Genomic DNA, 17,638 nt, shown 5'->3' with positions numbered 1-17,638 from the left:
GTACGCTGGTCGGGTGACCACTGCGCCCGAACCGTCGCACGAGCTGACGACCAACGGGGTGGGGCCGCACCCGGAACCCTGGCCCGACGACCCGAGGCTCGACCCGGAGCTGCTGGCCGCCGGGGACTCCCGGAACGTGCTCGACCGCTACCGGTACTGGTCGATGGACGCGATCGTCGCTGAACTCGACACCCGCCGGCACGCGTTCGACGTGGCGATCGAGAACTGGCAGCACGACCTGAACATCGGGTCGATCGTGCGGAGCGCCAACGCGTTCCTCGCCGGCACGGTGCACATCATCGGGCGACGCCGGTGGAACAAGCGCGGGGCGATGGTCACCGACCGGTACCAGCACGTCCGCTACCACCCCGACGTCGAGGCGTTCCTCGCCGCGATGGCCGATGAAGCGCGTCCCGTCGTCGCCATCGACAACACCCCGGGTGCCGAACGCATCGAGACCGCGACGATCCCGGAGCGCTGCGTGTTCCTGTTCGGGCAGGAGGGCCCCGGGCTCACCGAGCAGGCGGTCGCCGGTGCCGACGCGCACCTCGAGATCACGCAGTTCGGGTCGACGCGGAGCATCAACGCCTCGGCCGCCGCGGCGATCGTCATGCACAGCTGGGTCGTCCAGCACGCGGAGTTGCCCAGCGCGACGTCGTGAGCAGGAATGGTCGGCTATGGGCCCTGGACCCGACCATTCCTGCTCACGAAGCGGGCGTGACGGACGCGGGGCGGGCCTCCCGGCCGGGGGCAGGGGTGCCGCGTCAGCGCGCGGCGGTGGTGCGGCGCGCGACGAGGCGGGGTTCGACGAGCAGTTCCGTCGCGGCGATCCGCGGATCGGCGATGCGGGCGAGCAGACGCTCGCCGGCGCCGCGGCCGATCTCGACACTGCGGTCGTCGATGCTCGTCAGGCCGACGTACCGCATCGCGGCCACGGGGGTGTCGTCGTAGCCGATGACGGAGACGTCCTCGGGGACGCGCAGCCCGCGTTCAGCGAGTTCGGACAGGGCACCCAGGGCCATCACGTCGTTCGCGGCGAAGACCGCCGTGACGTCCGGGTGCTCGTCGAGGAGCATGCCGAGGGCACGCGAACCGGCCTCTTCGGTGGGCTCGCCGGGCAGCACCGTCGTGACGACGGACGCACGTGTCGCCGCTACCTGCTCGAACCCGGCCTGGCGTTCCGCCGAGGCCGCCGAACTCGCACCGACGAACCCGAGTCGGGTGTGTCCGAGGTCGAGCAGGTGCTGCGCCGCGATGCCGCCACCGGCGTGGTCGTCGTTCGCCACCGTGTCGGCGCGCGGGATCGCGACGCGGCCGCCGGCGATCACGAGCGGCATCGAGGCGGGGATCGCCAGGTCGGTGGTCGGCTCGCCGGCGATCACGATGCCCTCGACGCGCATGGACAGGAAGCCCTCGACCGGTGAGGCGTCGAGCCCCGTGTTGAGGAAGCGGTCGGCGACCACGAGCCGGTGCCCCTGGTCCTGCAGGCTCTCGCGCAGGCCGGTGAGCAGGTCCACGAACCACTGGTTGCGGAAGTCGTCGAGCACCACACCGATGGTGCGGCTGCGGGTGCCGGCGAGGGACACTGCCGCGGTGGAGGGCCGGTAGTCGAGCTCCTGGATCGCCTTGAGCACCGCGGCCCGGCGCTGGTCGCTGACCCGGGGGGAGCGCTGCAGCACGAGGGAGACGAGGGACTTGGAGACCCCGGCGCGTGCGGCGACGTCGTAGATGGTCGCGGGCTTGCCGTCTCCCATGATGCGCTTCGACCTCCGTTGGCTCGTGCGTCGATCGTAGCGGTTGACGTGACATGGGCCGGCGGGCGGGGTGTGGGGGGCGGTTTCGCTTCGTGAGCAGAAATGGTCGGGTGTGGCGCCGCGACTCGACCTTTTCTGCTCACGATCTGCGTGTGGCTGGTCCTCCACACGGGAGGCCCGGGGTGCGTTGTACACAGAAGTCGCGTTCGGCGCGCGAGCAGTGGGCGCTGGGCGCGAACGTGGTGGACATGCGAGCACGACCACTTCCGACACCGCTGCGCGGGCGCGCGTTCGACATCAGCGCGGCCGACCGCGCCGGCGTCTCCCGACAACGACTCCGACGGCGTGACCTGGTCCGGCCGACCCGGTCGATCCGCTGGGCACGTGATCGTCCGCCCGACCCGGTCCACCGGATCCGGGCACTCCGGCCGCTCCTGGTTCCCGGGCAGTTCATCAGCCACGTCTCGGCGGCGGTCCTCTGGCAGCTCCCCGTCCCTGTCGCCGACGACGCCCCGGTGCACGTCACGAGTCCCGTACCGATCGCGCAACCGCGACGCCGCGGGGTCGTCGGGCATCGCATCACGCCGGACCGTGCCCGGGTGACGGAGCGGTGGGGGATGCCGACGAGCACGCCCGCGGCGCTGTGGGTGGACTGCGGTGCGATGCTCTCGGTCGACCAGCTCGTCGTGCTCGGGGACGCCATCGTCACGGAACGACGGTGCGGGACGACGATCGACGACCTCGCCGCGGCCGTCGCCCTGGCCGGAGCACGATCGGGAGTCCGGAAGCTGCGCGTTGCACTCGAGCTCGTGCGGGTGGGCGCCGGGTCGCCGCAGGAGACCCGAGCGAGGCTGGCGATCGTCCGCGCGGGGCTGCCCGAGCCCGAACTGCAGTTCGACGTGCTCGACGAAGCCGGCCGGTTCGTCGGCCGTGTCGACATGGCCTACCCCGAGCAGCGCATCGTCATCGAGTACGAGGGCGACCACCACCGGACCGACGCCGAGCAGTGGGGCCGTGACCTCCGCCGCTACCGTGAGATGGAACGACTCGGCTGGGTGGTGGTCCGGTGGACCAAGTCCGACCTGACGCTGCACCGCTCAGCCGCAGTGGCGCACCTGAAGACGCTCCTTGCACGCGGAGGTCGCGTTGAGTGAGCAGAAGAAGACGGGTCGCCATTGCACACCCGTCGTCTTCTGCTCACTCGATGTCGCGGCGCACCCGCCCGCGCCCCGCCGCCGCCCCGCGCCCGCTACCCGATCAGGCTCGGGCGCAGGTCGCGCAGCGTGCGGGAGCGGGTCTGCCGCGCCGTGACCACGAAGGACACCAGGAGCGCCCCGAGCAGCCAGCAGAGCAGCACGCCCGCGTCCGACCACGCGGCGCCGAGGTTGCCGCCGTACATCGTCTGCCGGATCGCGTCGACCGAGTACGTCATCGGCAGCGCGAAGTGCAGCGCCGCCAACGGCCCAGGCAGCGTCTGCCACGGGAACGTCCCGCCGGCGGTGACGAGCTGCACGAGCATCAGTACCAGTCCGAGGAACTGCCCCACCGAGCCGAGCAGCACGTTGAGGGCCATGATGATCGCCGCGAAGGTCGCCGAGGCCAGCACCATGATCCCGATCGTGCCACCGACGTGCACCACGTTCAGGTCGAGGGCGAAGCGCACGATGAAGAACAGCGCCACCATCTGCACCAGGCCGAGGAGCGCCGGGGTCAGCCAGCCGCCGAACACCACCGCGAGGGGCTTCCGCACCGCCGTGATCGCACGCTTCGAGATCGGCTTGAGGATGAGGAACAGCGCGTACATGCCGATCCAGGCCGCGAGCGAGATGAAGAACGGCGCGAGGCCGGCGCCGTAGTTCGACGCGGCGGCGACGTTGTCGTCCCCGACCTTGACCGGGTCGGAGATGACCGAGGCCTGCGATGCACGCTCCGAGGCGTTCGACGCCGGGATCTTCGTGCGGCCCTGGTCGAGCGACGACGCGAGCTTCGACGAGCCGGTCGTGAGCTTGTCCAACCCTGACGCGAGCGACGAGGCGCCCTGGTCGGCGGTCTTCGCACCGGTCGCGAGCTGGGACGCACCCGACGACAGGGTCGGGGCGGCCGAGGCCAATTTCGACGTGCCGTCGGCCACCTTCGACGCGCCCGACGAGACCTTCGAAGCACCGTTCGCGGCGGTGGCGATGCCGGACGACAGCTCCGGAGCCTTCGCGGCGAGCTTGCCGGTGCCGGCGGCGAGCGTGTCCGAGCCGTCGGAGAGCTGCTGGATGCCGCTCGTCAGCGCCGGGGCCTGCTCGGCGAGCCGGGAGGCGCCCGAGGACACCTGCGCGCTGCCGGTCTTGAGCTTCTGCAGGTTGCCGGACAGGTCGCCGGCACCGGTACCGAGCTTGGTGCCGCCGGCCTGCAGGTTGTCGAGCCCGGCGAGCAGCTGGGTCTTCTGTTCCGCGGAGAGCACCGTGGAGGCTTGGACGACGGGCTTCAGTGACGCGACGAGTTCGGGCGACTGCGCAGAGAGCTGCTGGACGCCCGCGATGAACGGTGCAGCCTTGTCGACGAGCTCGGCGTTGCCGCTGGCGACCTGCGACGCACCACTGGACAGGCGCGCCGAGTCCGACGGCAGCGAAGCCGTCTGGTCACGGAGCCGGTGCAGCCCGGACTGCAGCTGCTGCGCCCCACTGTCCAACTGCTGCGTCTGCGACGGCAGCGCCGCCGTCTGCTGCTGCGCGCTGGCCAGCCCGGACGCCAGGGTCGACGCCCCCGACGCCACCTGCTGCGCCCCGCTGTCCAACTGCTGGGTCTGGGACGGCAACGACGCCGTGCCGGAGGCGAGCTCCGCCGCACCGGACGACAGCTTGCCGGTGCCGTCCGCGAGCGTGTGGGCACCCCGGTCCGCCTTCTTGGCCCCGGAAGCGAGCTCATCGGCACCGTCGACGGCATCGCCGAGGCTGTCGCGGACGTCGGCGAGCCCGACGAGCAGGGTCTTCGCGGCCTGCTTGCCGACGCGCTCGGCGACGGCGGTGCGCATGGTCTTGCCCGCCTGCTCGGCGATGGTCGAGGCCAGGTACGAGTTCGTGTCGGCCGTCGTCATGACGAGCTTCGCCTGGGTCGGGTCGTCGGACTGCGCGGACACCAGGTGCTCGGAGAAGTCGTGCGGGATGGTGACGACGAAGTCGTAGGTGCCGTTCCGGACACCGGAGCGGGCGTCGGCGGCGCTCGTCTTCGTCCACTTGAAGTCAGCGCCGTCGATGGCCTCCTTCGTGACGTCCTTGCCGTAGTCGACCTGGTCGCCGTCCAGCGTTGCGCCGGCGTCGAGGTCCACGATCGCGGCGGGGATCTGGTCGAGCTTCGCGTACGGGTCGCGGTTCGCCCACAGGTAGGCGCCGCCGTAGAGCAGCGGCACGATCATCAGCGCGATGAACGCCAGGCGTGCGAGCGGGGTCGCGGTGAGCCGCGCGAGTTCTGCGCGGACGAGCGAGGTGGTGTTCACTTCTGTGCCTCCGTCGGGACGGTTGCGGATGCTGTGGTGACGGAAGGAGCGGCCAGGAGGCCCGGCTCGGTTCCGTCGGTTCGGGCCACGTCCTCGGGGTCCTCGGTCTGGGGCTGTTCGAGCGTCTCGGCGACGCCGGGCGTCGCGACGCCGGGCGTCGCGACGTCGTCGTGCGTCTCGACCTCGTCGTGCGTCTCGATCGTCTCGAGCAGGTGCTCGACCGTCGCGGCGGCGGCCTTCGAGGTCACCAGCACCACGGTCACGCCCCGTCGGGCGACGTCGCGGACCACCTGGAACCAGTCCTCGACGGCGCCGCCGTGCCGCTCGGGCGAGGTGATCACGATCCCGGTGACACCGTCGCGGAGCAGGGCGAGTTCGACGAGCAGCCGGATGCGCACGGCCGTCGGGACCCGCTGCACGGCGGTGTCGACGTAGTCCCGCAGTCCGAGCTCGTCGAGCACCGTGTCGACGTGCTCGCGGTTCGGGCGCTGCCCGGCGAACGCGAGTTCCTCGCGCACGATCTGCTTGAGGGTCAGGACGGGGAAGGGTTCGGCGATCCCGGGGGTGTCGACCAGCGCGAACGCGCGGCGGACGGCTGCCGGGTCCTCGTGCCCGTCGAGCAGCAGGCGGCCGGTGTCGGGCTGCATGCGGCCACCGGCGACGAGGGACGCGAGCACGGGTGCCTGCTCGGTCTCGACGGCGAGGACCCCCGGGCGTCCGGGCGCGGCGACGGCGGAGACGACGGGCAGGGGTGCGCCGGGCTCCTCGCCGATGCCGACGTGGTCGAGTTCGAGGGTCATACGTGGTCCTTCGGGGCGGGAGCGGGAGCTGCGGGTTCGGAGAGCAGTGCGGTGCGCCAGTCGATGCCGGCCGTGCCCAGCGCCGACACCACCACCATCCGCCGTCCGTCCTCGTCGCTCGTGCCGGAGCGGGTGGCTTCGTCGAGGACGGCGATGCACGCGCCCTCGACCAGGCGGCCGAGGGTCTCGGGGTCGACGTCGTCCCGCATCGCGCCGTCGGCGATGCCGAGCGCGCACGCCTGACGCACCTGTGAGCGCAACGGGGCGAAGACCTCGGCGACGGGTTCGGCGAAGGGGCTGCGCACGGCGATCCGGGCCATCGAGCGGACGTGAGAGACCTCGGTCCAGAGCGTCACCGCGATGGCGGCCAGGCGTGCGGCCGGCGGGAGCCCCTGCAGGTCCGAGGTGGTGGGCATGGCGGCGGCGATCCGGGCGGCGCCGGCGGTCACGACCTCGCGCACCAGGTCGTCGCGCGAGGGGAAGTGCCCGTACACCGCGCGACGCGAGAGGCCGGCCGCGGCGGCGATCGTCTCGATGGAGGCGTCCGGGTCCTGCTGCAGGCAGGTCCGCGCCGCGTCGAGGAGTGCTGCCCGGTTCTCCGTGGCGTCGCGGCGGGGCGCGCGGGAGGGGTGCTCGGTGGTGGTCACGCACCCCATCGTAATAACGTGCACACGTGTGTGCAACTTAACAGGTTCCGTCCCCTGGACGAGGGGTGTCCCCCAAAGTGCGGACTGTCTTCCCTGAGAACGAACGCATAGCTTCACAGGAATCTCATGCGAACCACGGACTGAGCCTGGAGTGCCCTCTTTGAACCGTGCAACACCGAACACCGACCCGAAACCCACCCCCCATCGCTTCACCCGCGTCCTGACCGCCGGCATCGCCGTCGCGGCCCTCGCATGCGGCGGTCTCGCAGTCGGGGGCGCGGCCTCCGCTGCTCCGGCCGGGATCCCGGTGGCCGACCTCAAGCTCTCCGCGCCGCTCCGCGACGCCAAGCCGACGAAGACCGTCGCGGCGTTCGTGCGCACGACCGGCCAGGGCGCCCTCGAGGTGGACGCCAAGGCCAAGGGCGGCGACCTGACCCAGTCGCGCAGGCAGTCCTCCGCCGCCGCGGACCGCGTCGAGGCGATCCAGTCCACCGTCGCCGCGGTGCGGTCGGCCGTCAAGCGCGCCGATGCCGACGCGACCGAGCTCTACTCGACCGAGTACACCGTGCCCGGCATCGCGGTCGTCGCCGACGTCGACGCGTTCCGGAAGATCGCCGAGCGCTCCGACGTCGAGAGCATCATCCCGCTCACGCCGAAGAAGATCGTCGAGCCGACGGTCAACGAGAACGCCGACGCCGCTCCCTCGGGCGTCGACCCGAGCCTGGTGCGCCCCGGTGCCGACGGAGTCTCGCCGAAGAACGCCGCGAGCGACGTCTACACGCGCTCGCTCAACGCCTGGCAGCAGACCGGCCACACCGGCAAGGGCGTCAACGTCGCCGTCCTCGACACCGGTCTCGACTACACGCAGGCCGACTTCGGCGGCCCCGGCACCACCGAGGCGTACCAGCAGGCCCTGGCGAACGCGAGCAGCGGCGCCCCGGACCCGAGCCTGTACGACGCGTCGAAGTTCCTGGGCGGGTACGACTTCGCCGGTGCGACGTACAACGCCAACCCCGAGGACCCGAACACCTACGACCCGGTGCCGGCTCCCGACGACAACCCGATCGACGGCAAGGGCGGCGACCACGGCACGCACGTGTCCGGCTCGATCGCGGGCTACGGCCTGACCGCCGACAAGCAGCAGTTCGACGGCGACTACACCAAGCTCACCACGCAGCAGGTGCAGGACATGTGGATCGGTCCGGGCACCGCGCCCGAGGCCGGCCTGTACGCCCTGAAGGTCTTCGGTGACAACGGCGGTTCGACCGACGTCACCGGTGCCGCGCTCGACTGGGTGGGCAAGGCGCTCACCGAGGGCAAGGACATCAACGTCCTGAACCTGTCGCTCGGCTCCGACTACGGTGCACCGGACGACCCCGACAACGCCAAGATCGACGCACTGACCGCACGTGGCGTGCTCCCCGTGATCGCCTCGGGCAACGCCGACGACTTCACCGACATCGGTGGCTCGCCGGGCAACGCCGAGGGTGCGCTCACCGTCGCCGCGAGCGCCACCGGCCAGTCGCTCTACGACGGCGTGCAGGTCACCGCACCGGCCGACGTCGCGAAGACCTACCGGTCGCAGTACTCGTCCAACTTCAAGGGCACCCTGCCGGTCGAGGGCGACGTCGTCGTCCCGACCGCGAACATCGACGGCTGTGCCGCGTTCAGCGCCGCCGACGCCGCGAAGATCAAGGGCAAGGTCGTCTGGCTGAAGTGGACGGACGCCGCGCTCGAGTGCGGTTCCGCCGTGCGCTTCGACAACGTCAAGGCCGCCGGTGGTGTCGGTGTCCTGCTGGCGGGCACGCTCGACACGTTCGAATCCGGCATCGGTGGCAACGCGACCATCCCGGGTGCCGAGCTGACCGCGAAGAGCGTGGCGAGCCTCCAGGCCACCGCGAAGGCGGGGACCCTGCACGTGCGCTTCGCGGACGAGCTGAAGGGCTTCGAGGTCGCCATCGAGGCGGACGCCGTGAACACGCTCGCGTCGTTCACCAGCCGTGGTGTGCACGGGTCGTTCGACGACATCGTCAAGCCGGACATCGCCGGCCCCGGGGTCAACGTGATCTCGGCGGCGAACGGCACCGGTGACGGCCGCATGTCGATGAGCGGCACCTCGATGGCCACGCCGGACGTCGCGGGCATCGCGGCGCTGACGTTCCAGTCGCACCCGACCTGGTCCGCCCCGCAGGTCAAGGCGGCGCTGATGAACACGGCGACGCACGACGTGAAGGACGGCAACCGTTCGGCCACCCTGCTCCGCCAGGGCACCGGTCGCGTGGACGCGCTGCAGGCGGTCACCGCCGGCACCACGGTCCGCAGCGCCGAGAACGACCAGCTCGTCACCGCGTCGTTCGGCGTCGTCGAGGTCGCGAGCGGGACGAGCGAGACCCGCACCCTGCAGGTCGACAACACCGACAGCACGGCGCACACGTACGCCGTGTCGTACCAGCCGCAGGTGTCGCAGCCGGGTGTGACCTTCGCGCTCAGCTCGAAGCAGGTGACGGTGCCCGCCAACGGCACCGCCTCGGTCACGCTGACGTTCTCGGTCGCCGACCCGACGAAGCTCCGTCGTGTCATCGACCCGACGCAGGACGCCGTCCAGAAGGGTTACCAGCGCGAGTTCGTGACCGCTGCCTCGGGCATCGTGGCCTTCGCGCCGACCGACAGCACGCTCAACCCGATGCGCCTCGGTGTCTACGTGGCACCGAAACCCGTCAGTGCGGTGCGTGCGCGGACCACGGTCCCCTTCACGGGGCCGGGCAAGTCGGCCGAGCTCACGCTCAAGGGCCGCACGCTCGACCAGGGCGGCCTGACGACCGGCTACCACGCGGCCGTCGCCCCGTTCGTGCTCGGTGGCACCGACCCGGCCGAGACGTTCCCCGAGGGTTCGGCGGAGCAGTCGCTGCTGGCGGCCGACGTCCGTTCCTACGGTGCGTCGTACGACAAGGCGTCGGGCACCATCGCGTTCGGTGTGCAGACCGCCGGTCCGGATGCCGACCCCGGTGCCGTGACCAACGTCGAGGTCCTCATCGACACGAACCGTGACGGTGAGCCCGACTACCTGGTGTACGACGCGAAGTCGGCCACCATCGACGCCACGCTCGCGACGACGATGAACCTGGCAACGGGCAAGACGGTCGACGCACAGCCGCTCAACGGCGGAGCGGCCGGCCAGGACGTCAACACCTTCGACAGCTCCGTCAAGGTGCTGACCGTCGGTGCCTCGGCGATCGGCGCGTCGACGAAGTTCGACTACACCGTGCTGACCGAGTCGGCCTACGCCCCGGGTGCCGCCACCAGTGGTTCGTCGGTGGTGGACGAGACCAAGCCGGTCACGTTCGACCCGACCAAGCCGAAGCTGTCGTTCTCGCAGGACGGCGCCACCGGCGTGCTGTTCGCCGACGCCGACTCGCTGACGGTCACCCGCGCCTCGGGTGTCACCAAGGCGACGGTGCTGCTGCTCCACCTCGACAACGCGGCGGGCAAGCAGGCCGACACGTCGACCATCAACGTGGTCCCGCCGAAGCTCGCGCTGGCGAAGGGGAGCAAGGTCACGGTGAGCGGGACGGCGAAGGTCGGCTCGACCCTCACCGCGAAGCACGGCACCTGGAGCACGACGAAGGCGACGTACAAGTACCAGTGGCTGCGTGACGGCACGGTCGTGAAGTCGGCCACGGGGTCGAAGGTCACGCTCGGCTCGTCCGACGTCGGGCACCGCATCAGCGTGCAGGTGACGGCCCACGCCTCCGGGTACAAGGACGGCACGGCCAAGTCCGGGGCGACCGCGAAGGTCACGCGCCGCTAGGACAGGGAGCGCGCGCGGTTCACGCGCCACATGGTGAGCAGAAGAGGTCGGGTCCCGAGTGGGGATCCGACCTCTTCTGCTCACCAAGCGCTGGGCAGCCTTCTGAACGCGTGTTCGGGACAGATAGTTAGACAAACTAGTGAAGTGGTGCCAGTGTGGCTCCCATGCAGAGCACGCTGAACCAGCTCCGGTCCAACCCGGTCGAATGGCGCCGTCGTGGACTCACCCCGCCGGACGTCATCCAGGCCATGATCGAGCAGCGCCTGGCTGAGCCGGGGCACTCCCAGCCCGTCGGCGACCCGTCGTACCAGGACTTCTTCCGGAGCTGATCCGGACACTGTCGGACGGTCCGGGACGCACCGGACGACGGACGGGAGGCGCGGTGCCAGCTGGCACCGCGCCTCCCGTCCGTCCGTCTGGTCGCGTCCGGAGCCTCGCGCAGCGCGCCGTCCACAGGGGCGTCACGCCGGGTGGCGCGCAGGTGACCAGCCGATAGACTCGGGTGGACCACCGGCCCGGACGGCCGTGTGCGGTCCTCCGCCAACGTGAGGAGAACCAGATGCCCGCAGCAGTCATCATCGGAGCCCAGTGGGGCGACGAGGGCAAGGGGAAGGCCACCGACCTCCTCGGCTCCCGCATCGACTACGTCGTGAAGTTCAACGGCGGCAACAACGCCGGCCACACCGTCGTCGTCGGCGGCGAGAAGTACGCCCTGCACCTGCTGCCCTCCGGCATCCTGACGCCCGGCGTGACCCCGATCATCGGCAACGGCGTTGTCGTCGACCTCGAGGTGCTGTTCCAGGAACTCGACGCCCTGCGTGCCCGCGGCGTCGACGTCTCGAAGCTCCTCGTGTCGGCCAACGCCCACGTCATCACGCACTACCACCGCACCGTCGACAAGGTGACCGAGCGGTTCCTGGGCAAGCGCCAGATCGGCACCACCGGTCGCGGTATCGGCCCGACCTACGCCGACAAGATCAACCGCGTCGGGATCCGGATCCAGGACATCTTCGACGAGAACATCCTGCGCCAGAAGGTCGAGGCCGCGCTCGACCAGAAGAACCACCTGCTGGTCAAGGTCTTCAACCGCCGCGCGATCGACCCGGAAGAAGTCGTCGAGTCGCTGCTCTCGTTCGCCGAGCGCCTGCGCCCGATGGTCGCCGACACCGCCCTCGAGATCCACCGTGCGCTCGAGCGCGGCGAGACCGTCCTGTTCGAAGCCGGCCAGGCCACCATGCTCGACGTCGACCACGGCACCTACCCGTTCGTCACCTCGTCGTCCGCGACCGCCGGTGGCGCCGCGACCGGTTCGGGCATCGGCCCGGGCAAGCTCGAGCGGATCATCGGCATCGTCAAGGCGTACACGACCCGCGTCGGCGCCGGTCCGTTCCCGACCGAGCTGTTCGACGAGTCGGGCGAGTTCCTGCGCGCCAACGGCTTCGAGTTCGGCACCACCACCGGCCGCCCGCGCCGCTGTGGCTGGTACGACGCCCCGATCGCCCGCTACACGGCACGCATCAACGGTGTGACCGACTTCGTGCTCACCAAGCTCGACGTCCTGACCGGGCTCGAGACGATCCCGGTGTGCGTCGCGTACGAGGTCGACGGCGTCCGCGTCGACGAGGTCCCGGTCAACCAGTCCGACTTCCACCACGCGAAGCCGGTGTACCAGGAGTTCCCCGGCTGGACCGAGGACATCACCGGAGCCCGCACCTTCGACGACCTGCCGAAGAACGCGCAGGACTACGTCCTGGCGATCGAGGCGATGTCCGGCGCACGGATCTCCGCGATCGGTGTCGGCCCCGGCCGTGACGCCATCGTCGTGCGGCACGACCTGCTCGGCGACGACGAGCGTGCCGACCAGCGCGCCGGCGAGCGCACCGACGCAGCGTGACGATGCGGATCCTGTTCGTCTGCAGCGGCAACATCTGCCGGTCGCCGCTCGGCGCGCAGGTCCTGACGGCACGACTCGGCCCGGACGCCCCCGCGTTCGTGGTCGAGTCGGCCGGCACCATCGCCGACGACGGCGCCGCGATGGACGCCGCCGCGGCCGAGCAGTCCGTCCGGCTCGGGGGCGCCCCCTCGGCGCACCGGTCGCGGTACCTGACGGCCGAGATCGTCGCGAGCGCTGACCTGGTGCTGACCGCGGAGCGATCGCACCGTGCAGCCGCCGTCTCCCTGGCGCCCCGGGCCTCCAAGCGGACCTTCACGATCAAGCAGTTCGCGCGGGTGCTCGCCGGCCTCGAGCCCGGTGACCTGGCCGACGTGACGACCCCGCAGGAACTCGTGGAGCGCGTCGCCCGGCTGCGGGGCACGGTCCCGCCGCCCGCCGACCCGGCCGACGACGACGTGGACGACCCCTACCGTCGCTCGACGGCGACGCATCAGCGCGTGGCCGACGAGGTCGACGTGGCCCTGACGGGCATCGCGGACGCATTGCGTGCCGTGGTCTGACCCCCTGACGGACAGGAGGCCCGGTGTCAGTTGACACCGGGCCTCCCGTTTGTCCCGACTGCTCGTGTCCTGCGAGTGATAACGATTATCAGTTGCATGTAAGGTCGCTGTGGCAGCGCGCAGCGCTGCGTCCCCGCCTCTCAGCAGACCAGGAACCCATGCGTCCACGCTTCCTCATCGGTGCGCTCGCGCTCGCCGTGATCATCCCCGGCACGCTCCTCGTGCGCCCCGCACCGCCCTCGCCCGACCGACCGCTCGCGGACTCCGTCCCCGCCTGGACCGCACACGCCGAGCGCGGCGACCCGGTGACCGCCGACGAGTTGTCCCTCACCGTCCTCCTCGACCCCGTGCACCTCGACCGCGCCCCGGCCGTGGCGACCTGGTTGCGCGGTGCCGGGCTCCACGTCGGCCCCGTCGAGCGCTCGATCGCATCCCTGCCCGTTCGCGGGACGGCCGCGCGCATCGCGGACGCCTTCCACACCTCCTTCGCGCGGTGGGACGTCGCCGGACAGAGCGCCGTGGCACCGGTCCGCGCCCTCGCCGTGCCACGCGGGCTGACCGCCGTCGTCGGCGTGTCCGGAGCCGTTGACTCTGACGCCGTCCGACCGACCGAGACGACCACTGCAGCAGCGGCGGCACCCACCCCGGCACCGGGTGAGACCGTCCCGCGACCGCCGGTCCTGGCCGACGACGGACAGTGCGCCGCATGGTGGGGCGAGCGCCTCACGACGGACTGGCCCGCATCGGTGCCGGTCACGCACCGATCGAACGCGCTGTGCGGGTACCAGCCGGCCCAGTTGCGCGAGGTCCACGACGTGCCGGCCGGGTACACCGGACGCGGCGCGACCATAGCGATCGTCGCCGCCTACGACGACCCCGACGTCGAAGCGAACACGGACACCTACTTCCGGGCGGCGGGCGCCCAGCCGTTCCGCTCGGGGCAGTACCAGCACCACGCTCCGGCGTCGCCGGACACCTCCCGCTGCGGCGGGCCGCAGAGCTGGACAGAGGAGCAGCACCTCGACGTGCAGGCGGTGCACGCGATGGCCCCCGACGCCGACATCGAGTACTGGGGTGCCGACGACTGCAGCACCACCTCGTTGTTCTCGCGGATCCTCGACGTCGTCGAACACGGCAGTGCGGACGTCATCAGCCTGTCGTTCGGGTCCACCGAGGACCTGGACACCGCGGACGACCGGACGCTGCTGAACCGGGTGCTCGTCGAGGCGGGGGCCCGGGGCATCTCGGTGTTCGCGTCCTCTGGCAACGACGGCGACAACAGCGCCGTCGGTGACCACGACTCCGGCCCCGACGTGTCGTCGCCGGCGTCCAGCCCGTACGTGACCGCGGTCGGAGCGACCAGCACCGGGCTCGCCCGTGACGGTTCCGTCGCGGTCGAGGCTGGTTGGGAGACCGAGACCCGCTTCGCGCGCAACGGTGCCCTCATCCCGCCGGGCTTCGCGTACGGCGCCGGCGGCGGCCAGTCCGACGTCTACGGCCGACCGACGTGGCAGCGCCAGCTGCTCGACGAACCGGGGACCGGGCGACTCGTCCCCGACGTCGCGTCGATCGGCGACCCCAACACCGGCTTCGTCGTGTACGGGCCACACAAGGGCGTGACCGGCTACGTCACGCACGGCGGCACGAGTCTGGCGACCCCGATGGTCGCCTCGATGGTCGCCATGGCCAAGGCCGCCACGGGGGTCCGGATCGGGCTCGTCACGCCGATGCTCTACGAGATGCTCGGGACCGACGCCGTCCGCGACGTCCGCCCCGCTTCCGCTGCCACCTGGTCGCCGCGCGGGCCCGATGCCGGAGCGCTGTGGCCCGAGACCCTGTTCCTCTGGGACACCGGTCGGCAGGGACTCCGGTCCGCACCCGGCTGGGACGACGTGACCGGGGTCGGCGTCCCCGCCGGCCGCGCCTTCTTCACCGCGTTCGCCGAGGAGGCCCGCCGATGACCGATCGTCCACGCACCAGTTCCGTCATCGCGCTCGCGGCCTCGGCACTGCTCGGCATCGGCCTCGTGGCGCCCATGCTCGCGCTGCCGGCCAGCGCGGACACCGCGGCCGACGGCGCCACCCTCGCCGCCGCGTCGGGCGTCGAACTGACCGACATCGACGGTGGCACGCTCACCGCACCGACCCCGGCCGTGCGCTGGGACTCGGGCGACCCGACGGTGGCCCGGGTCGACACGACGCAGGACGTCCTGAAGCTCAACACCACCCGCACGAGCGGTCTGCGCTCGGAGGCCGGCCCGGACGGGGCGACCTCGACGATCGCGAGCGGGGAGTTCACCCTGCGCGATCGTCCCCCCGTCGTGTTCACCGGACTCCGCGCCGCGTGCACTCCCGGCGGCACCCCCGCGGTGTCGTTCGACCGCCTGACCATCGACGGCGACGACGTCACCACCGAGGCCACCGCGACGCCCGGGTGGAGCCGCGACCTGCCGGAGTCCCGTTACGGCGCCACCAAGGTCGTCGTCGGTAGCACCACGACGGCCGCCGACGGCACCACGACGACGGTCGCGCTCCGCATCGACGCCGAAGCCGGTGCCTCCGAGATCTGGCGCGTCCGTGCCGGATCGGTCTCCTGCGCGGCGGGTGACCGCTGGCCGGCACCCACCCCGACGCCGACGCCGACGCCGACGCCGACGCCGACCCCGACCCCGGCTCCGACGCCTGATCCCGCGCCGCAGCCGACCCCGGCCCACGGCGACGCCCTGGCCACCCGGAGCGTCAGCGGTGTGCAGGTGACTGCCCCGGACGGAACCGTGCTCATCGACGGGCAGCCCACGGTGACCGGCGTCGCGAAGCGCACCGCCGACCGGGTCGACGCTGCCGACGGTTCCCCGTCGACCGCACGTGGGGTCACCGTCTCGACTGCGGCGGACGGTACTTCGGACGTGCACCTCGACTCGTTCGAGCAGATCCCCGACCGGGCCTCGGACCCGGTCGCGGAGTACCGCTGGCCAGCGCTGCGCGTGTACGGCCTCGACGCCCACCTCACGCCGGAGGGGACGATGACCGTGGACTTCGCGAACGAGTCGAACGCGGTGTTCGTCAACGGGGTGTGGATCAACACCGCCACCGACCTGTACACCGGCGTCGACGCTGACGGCAAGGAGCGGGTCAGCGTGGCCTTCGGGGAGCGCACGGTGCACGCGGACGGCAGCACGACCCTGACCGCGCTGCACTACCGCGACCTGACGGGGGCGCACCCCTACGTGCGGCTCGGCGCCGTCACGATCCCGGCGAGGGCGAGCAGCCCGACGGACGCTCGGGTCACCGCCGCCTTCGGGGTGGGCGTCCGGGGGACGGACGGTACGGCGCTGGTCGCCCCGCAGCCGCGGATCACCAGTGCCGGGGAACACCGTTCCGCCGCCCGCATCGACGCGACCGCCGGCTACCCCGCCCGGGCAACCGACGTCACGGCGGCGATCGGGGACGACGGCGACACCGCGACCATTTCGGTCGGGCACTTCGAGCAGATCCCGGACGAGGCCACCGACCCCGTCGCCGCCTACCGCTGGCCGGCACTCCGCGTGAACGGGTTGCACGCCGAGGTGACGGCGGCCGGCACGATGACGGTCTCCTTCGACGACGAGTCGAACGCCGTGTTCGTCAACGGGGTGTGGATCAACACCGCCACCGACCTGTACACGGGGCTCGCCCCGGACGGGACCGAACGGGTCCGCGTCCACATCGGCGAACGGACCGAGAACCCGGACGGGACCGTCACGCTCACGGCGCTCCGCTACGAGGACCTGACCGGGACGCACCCCGACGTGCTGCTCGGCCAGGTGACGTTGGCGGCGGCGCAGCCCGCCCCGGACCCGACCCCGGGAGGGGGCGGCACCACGCCGACACCGGAGCCGCACGACCCGGCCATCGCACGCTGGCACGCCTTCGCGCTCCGGGCATCCGGACCGAGCGACGTCCCGGCACAACCCGTCGCTGCGCCCGCCGCCGACGGCACCACCGTGACCGAGCGGGCGGACGAGGCCGGGGACGGCGCCACCGGACAGCTGCGTGTCGACGGGGTCACGGTGCGGTCGGCGAGTGACCGCGGCGAGGTCCGACTCGAACGGGTCGTCCTCTACCCGGGCACGAGCATCGCCGGCGAGCTCCGTGACGTCCGTGTCCGGGTGACCCACGGCGGTGCCACCGTGACGACCGCGGGTGGGCAGATCGCGGGCACCACCATCCCGGCGGGCACGATCCGGGCGAACACCCGGATCGCCCTGCCCGGCGGGCTGGGGAAGGTCGTGCTCAACGAGCAGCGGACCCGCGGGCGGGACCGGACCGTCACCGCGCTGCACCTGAGCGACCCCGCCGGGTTGGCAGCCGACGTGTCGGCAGCGGTGGTCACCACGGCAAAGGTCGATCCGCCCGCGAACGGCGGGAATGGCGGGCAGGGCGGCGGCAGCGCAGCCGGAGGCCCGGGCAACGAAGCGGCTCCCGGTGCCCTGACGCCGGACGGCACGAGCCCGGCCGGTACGAGCGGTACGAACGGCATCGGGACGGGCAGCGGAGACCTCGCGTTCACCGGTGCCTCGCTCCTGCCGGGCCTCATCGCGGCGGTGCTCCTGTTCGGTGCGGGTACCGCGATGGTGGCGCTGCGGCGTCGACGGCGCGTGCGCTGACCGCAGGCCCGCGGGATCGCGGGACGTCAGGCCCGGTGCCAGTCGG

12 protein-coding genes are annotated in these 17,638 nt (G+C 71.8%); 8 read left to right on the top strand and 4 right to left on the bottom strand.

Annotation, left to right across the window (positions count from 1 at the left end):
* Nucleotides 1-13 precede the first annotated feature (13 nt).
* The gene (locus ITJ50_RS09335; protein ID WP_194590370.1) at nt 14-661 is read left to right on the top strand and encodes a TrmH family RNA methyltransferase; all 648 of its coding nucleotides are present in this window, start codon (nt 14-16) and stop codon (nt 659-661) included.
* 103 nt (nt 662-764) lie between these two features.
* Here ITJ50_RS09335 and ITJ50_RS09330 read toward each other — a convergent pair whose 3' ends face one another.
* Complete coding sequence (locus ITJ50_RS09330) at nt 765-1,754, bottom strand: LacI family DNA-binding transcriptional regulator (RefSeq protein ID WP_017886326.1); 990 nt, start codon at nt 1,752-1,754, stop codon at nt 765-767.
* A gap of 182 nt (nt 1,755-1,936) precedes the next feature.
* Here ITJ50_RS09330 and ITJ50_RS17870 point away from each other — a divergent pair, with 182 nt between their 5' ends.
* Nucleotides 1,937-2,908, top strand: a complete 972-nt coding sequence (locus tag ITJ50_RS17870) for an endonuclease domain-containing protein (RefSeq protein ID WP_194590369.1) — start codon at nt 1,937-1,939, stop codon at nt 2,906-2,908.
* A 95-nt stretch (nt 2,909-3,003) separates the two neighbouring features.
* On the opposite strand, the gene ITJ50_RS17865 is transcribed toward ITJ50_RS17870, so the two are convergent.
* From ITJ50_RS17865 to ITJ50_RS09310, 3 genes are read right to left on the bottom strand one after another with little or no spacing between them, the layout of a single operon-like run.
* Nucleotides 3,004-5,238 carry a YhgE/Pip family protein gene (locus ITJ50_RS17865; protein ID WP_194590368.1) on the bottom strand — a complete coding sequence of 745 codons (2,235 nt, stop codon included), beginning with the start codon at nt 5,236-5,238 and terminating at the stop codon, nt 3,004-3,006.
* A complete protein-coding gene (locus ITJ50_RS09315) occupies nt 5,235-6,038 on the bottom strand; it encodes a hypothetical protein (RefSeq protein ID WP_194590367.1) in 804 nt (267 codons plus the stop codon). The genes ITJ50_RS17865 and ITJ50_RS09315 overlap by 4 nt, the downstream gene beginning before the upstream one ends.
* A complete protein-coding gene (locus tag ITJ50_RS09310) occupies nt 6,035-6,694 on the bottom strand; it encodes a TetR/AcrR family transcriptional regulator (RefSeq protein ID WP_228499447.1) in 660 nt (219 codons plus the stop codon). The genes ITJ50_RS09315 and ITJ50_RS09310 overlap by 4 nt, the downstream gene beginning before the upstream one ends.
* Before the next feature lie 151 nt (nt 6,695-6,845).
* Here ITJ50_RS09310 and ITJ50_RS09305 point away from each other — a divergent pair, with 151 nt between their 5' ends.
* The 6 genes from ITJ50_RS09305 (at nt 6,846) to ITJ50_RS09280 (ending at nt 17,592) form a co-directional block, all read left to right on the top strand.
* Entirely contained in the window at nt 6,846-10,493 is a 3,648-nt protein-coding gene (locus ITJ50_RS09305; protein WP_194590365.1) for a S8 family peptidase, read from the top strand.
* Nucleotides 10,494-10,657: 164 nt separating this feature from the next.
* The gene (locus ITJ50_RS09300) at nt 10,658-10,822 is read left to right on the top strand and encodes a hypothetical protein (RefSeq protein WP_156155336.1); all 165 of its coding nucleotides are present in this window, start codon (nt 10,658-10,660) and stop codon (nt 10,820-10,822) included.
* Nucleotides 10,823-11,052: 230 nt separating this feature from the next.
* A complete protein-coding gene (locus ITJ50_RS09295) occupies nt 11,053-12,387 on the top strand; it encodes an adenylosuccinate synthase (RefSeq protein WP_017886319.1) in 1,335 nt (444 codons plus the stop codon).
* A gap of 2 nt (nt 12,388-12,389) precedes the next feature.
* A complete protein-coding gene (locus ITJ50_RS09290) occupies nt 12,390-12,947 on the top strand; it encodes a hypothetical protein (protein WP_031259331.1) in 558 nt (185 codons plus the stop codon).
* 158 nt (nt 12,948-13,105) lie between these two features.
* Nucleotides 13,106-14,908: a S53 family peptidase gene (locus ITJ50_RS09285; protein ID WP_017886317.1), complete on the top strand. Its 1,803-nt coding sequence runs from the start codon at nt 13,106-13,108 to the stop codon at nt 14,906-14,908.
* Nucleotides 14,905-17,592, top strand: coding sequence for a hypothetical protein (locus tag ITJ50_RS09280; RefSeq protein ID WP_194590364.1), 2,688 nt, complete (start codon nt 14,905-14,907; stop codon nt 17,590-17,592). Before ITJ50_RS09285 ends, ITJ50_RS09280 begins: the two co-directional genes overlap by 4 nt.
* The last annotated feature ends 46 nt before the right edge of the window (nt 17,593-17,638 follow it).

The sequence above is a fragment of the Curtobacterium sp. VKM Ac-2889 genome, from assembly GCF_015350855.1.
GTDB lineage: Bacteria > Actinomycetota > Actinomycetes > Actinomycetales > Microbacteriaceae > Curtobacterium > Curtobacterium poinsettiae.
This window is presented reverse-complemented; position numbering and strand designations above follow the sequence as displayed.

Bases quoted from the DNA above. Each gene is read 5' to 3' on its own strand.
- ITJ50_RS09300 (WP_156155336.1), top strand. From the start codon at position 10,658: ATGCAGAGCACGCTGAACCAGCTCCGGTCCAACCCGGTCGAATGGCGC.
- ITJ50_RS09280 (WP_194590364.1), top strand. From the start codon at position 14,905: ATGACCGATCGTCCACGCACCAGTTCCGTCATCGCGCTCGCGGCCTCG.
- ITJ50_RS09295 (WP_017886319.1), top strand. From the start codon at position 11,053: ATGCCCGCAGCAGTCATCATCGGAGCCCAGTGGGGCGACGAGGGCAAG.
- ITJ50_RS09330 (WP_017886326.1), bottom strand. From the start codon at position 1,754: ATGGGAGACGGCAAGCCCGCGACCATCTACGACGTCGCCGCACGCGCC.
- ITJ50_RS09285 (WP_017886317.1), top strand. From the start codon at position 13,106: ATGCGTCCACGCTTCCTCATCGGTGCGCTCGCGCTCGCCGTGATCATC.
- ITJ50_RS09290 (WP_031259331.1), top strand. From the start codon at position 12,390: ATGCGGATCCTGTTCGTCTGCAGCGGCAACATCTGCCGGTCGCCGCTC.
- ITJ50_RS09315 (WP_194590367.1), bottom strand. From the start codon at position 6,038: ATGACCCTCGAACTCGACCACGTCGGCATCGGCGAGGAGCCCGGCGCA.
- ITJ50_RS09310 (WP_228499447.1), bottom strand. From the start codon at position 6,694: ATGGGGTGCGTGACCACCACCGAGCACCCCTCCCGCGCGCCCCGCCGC.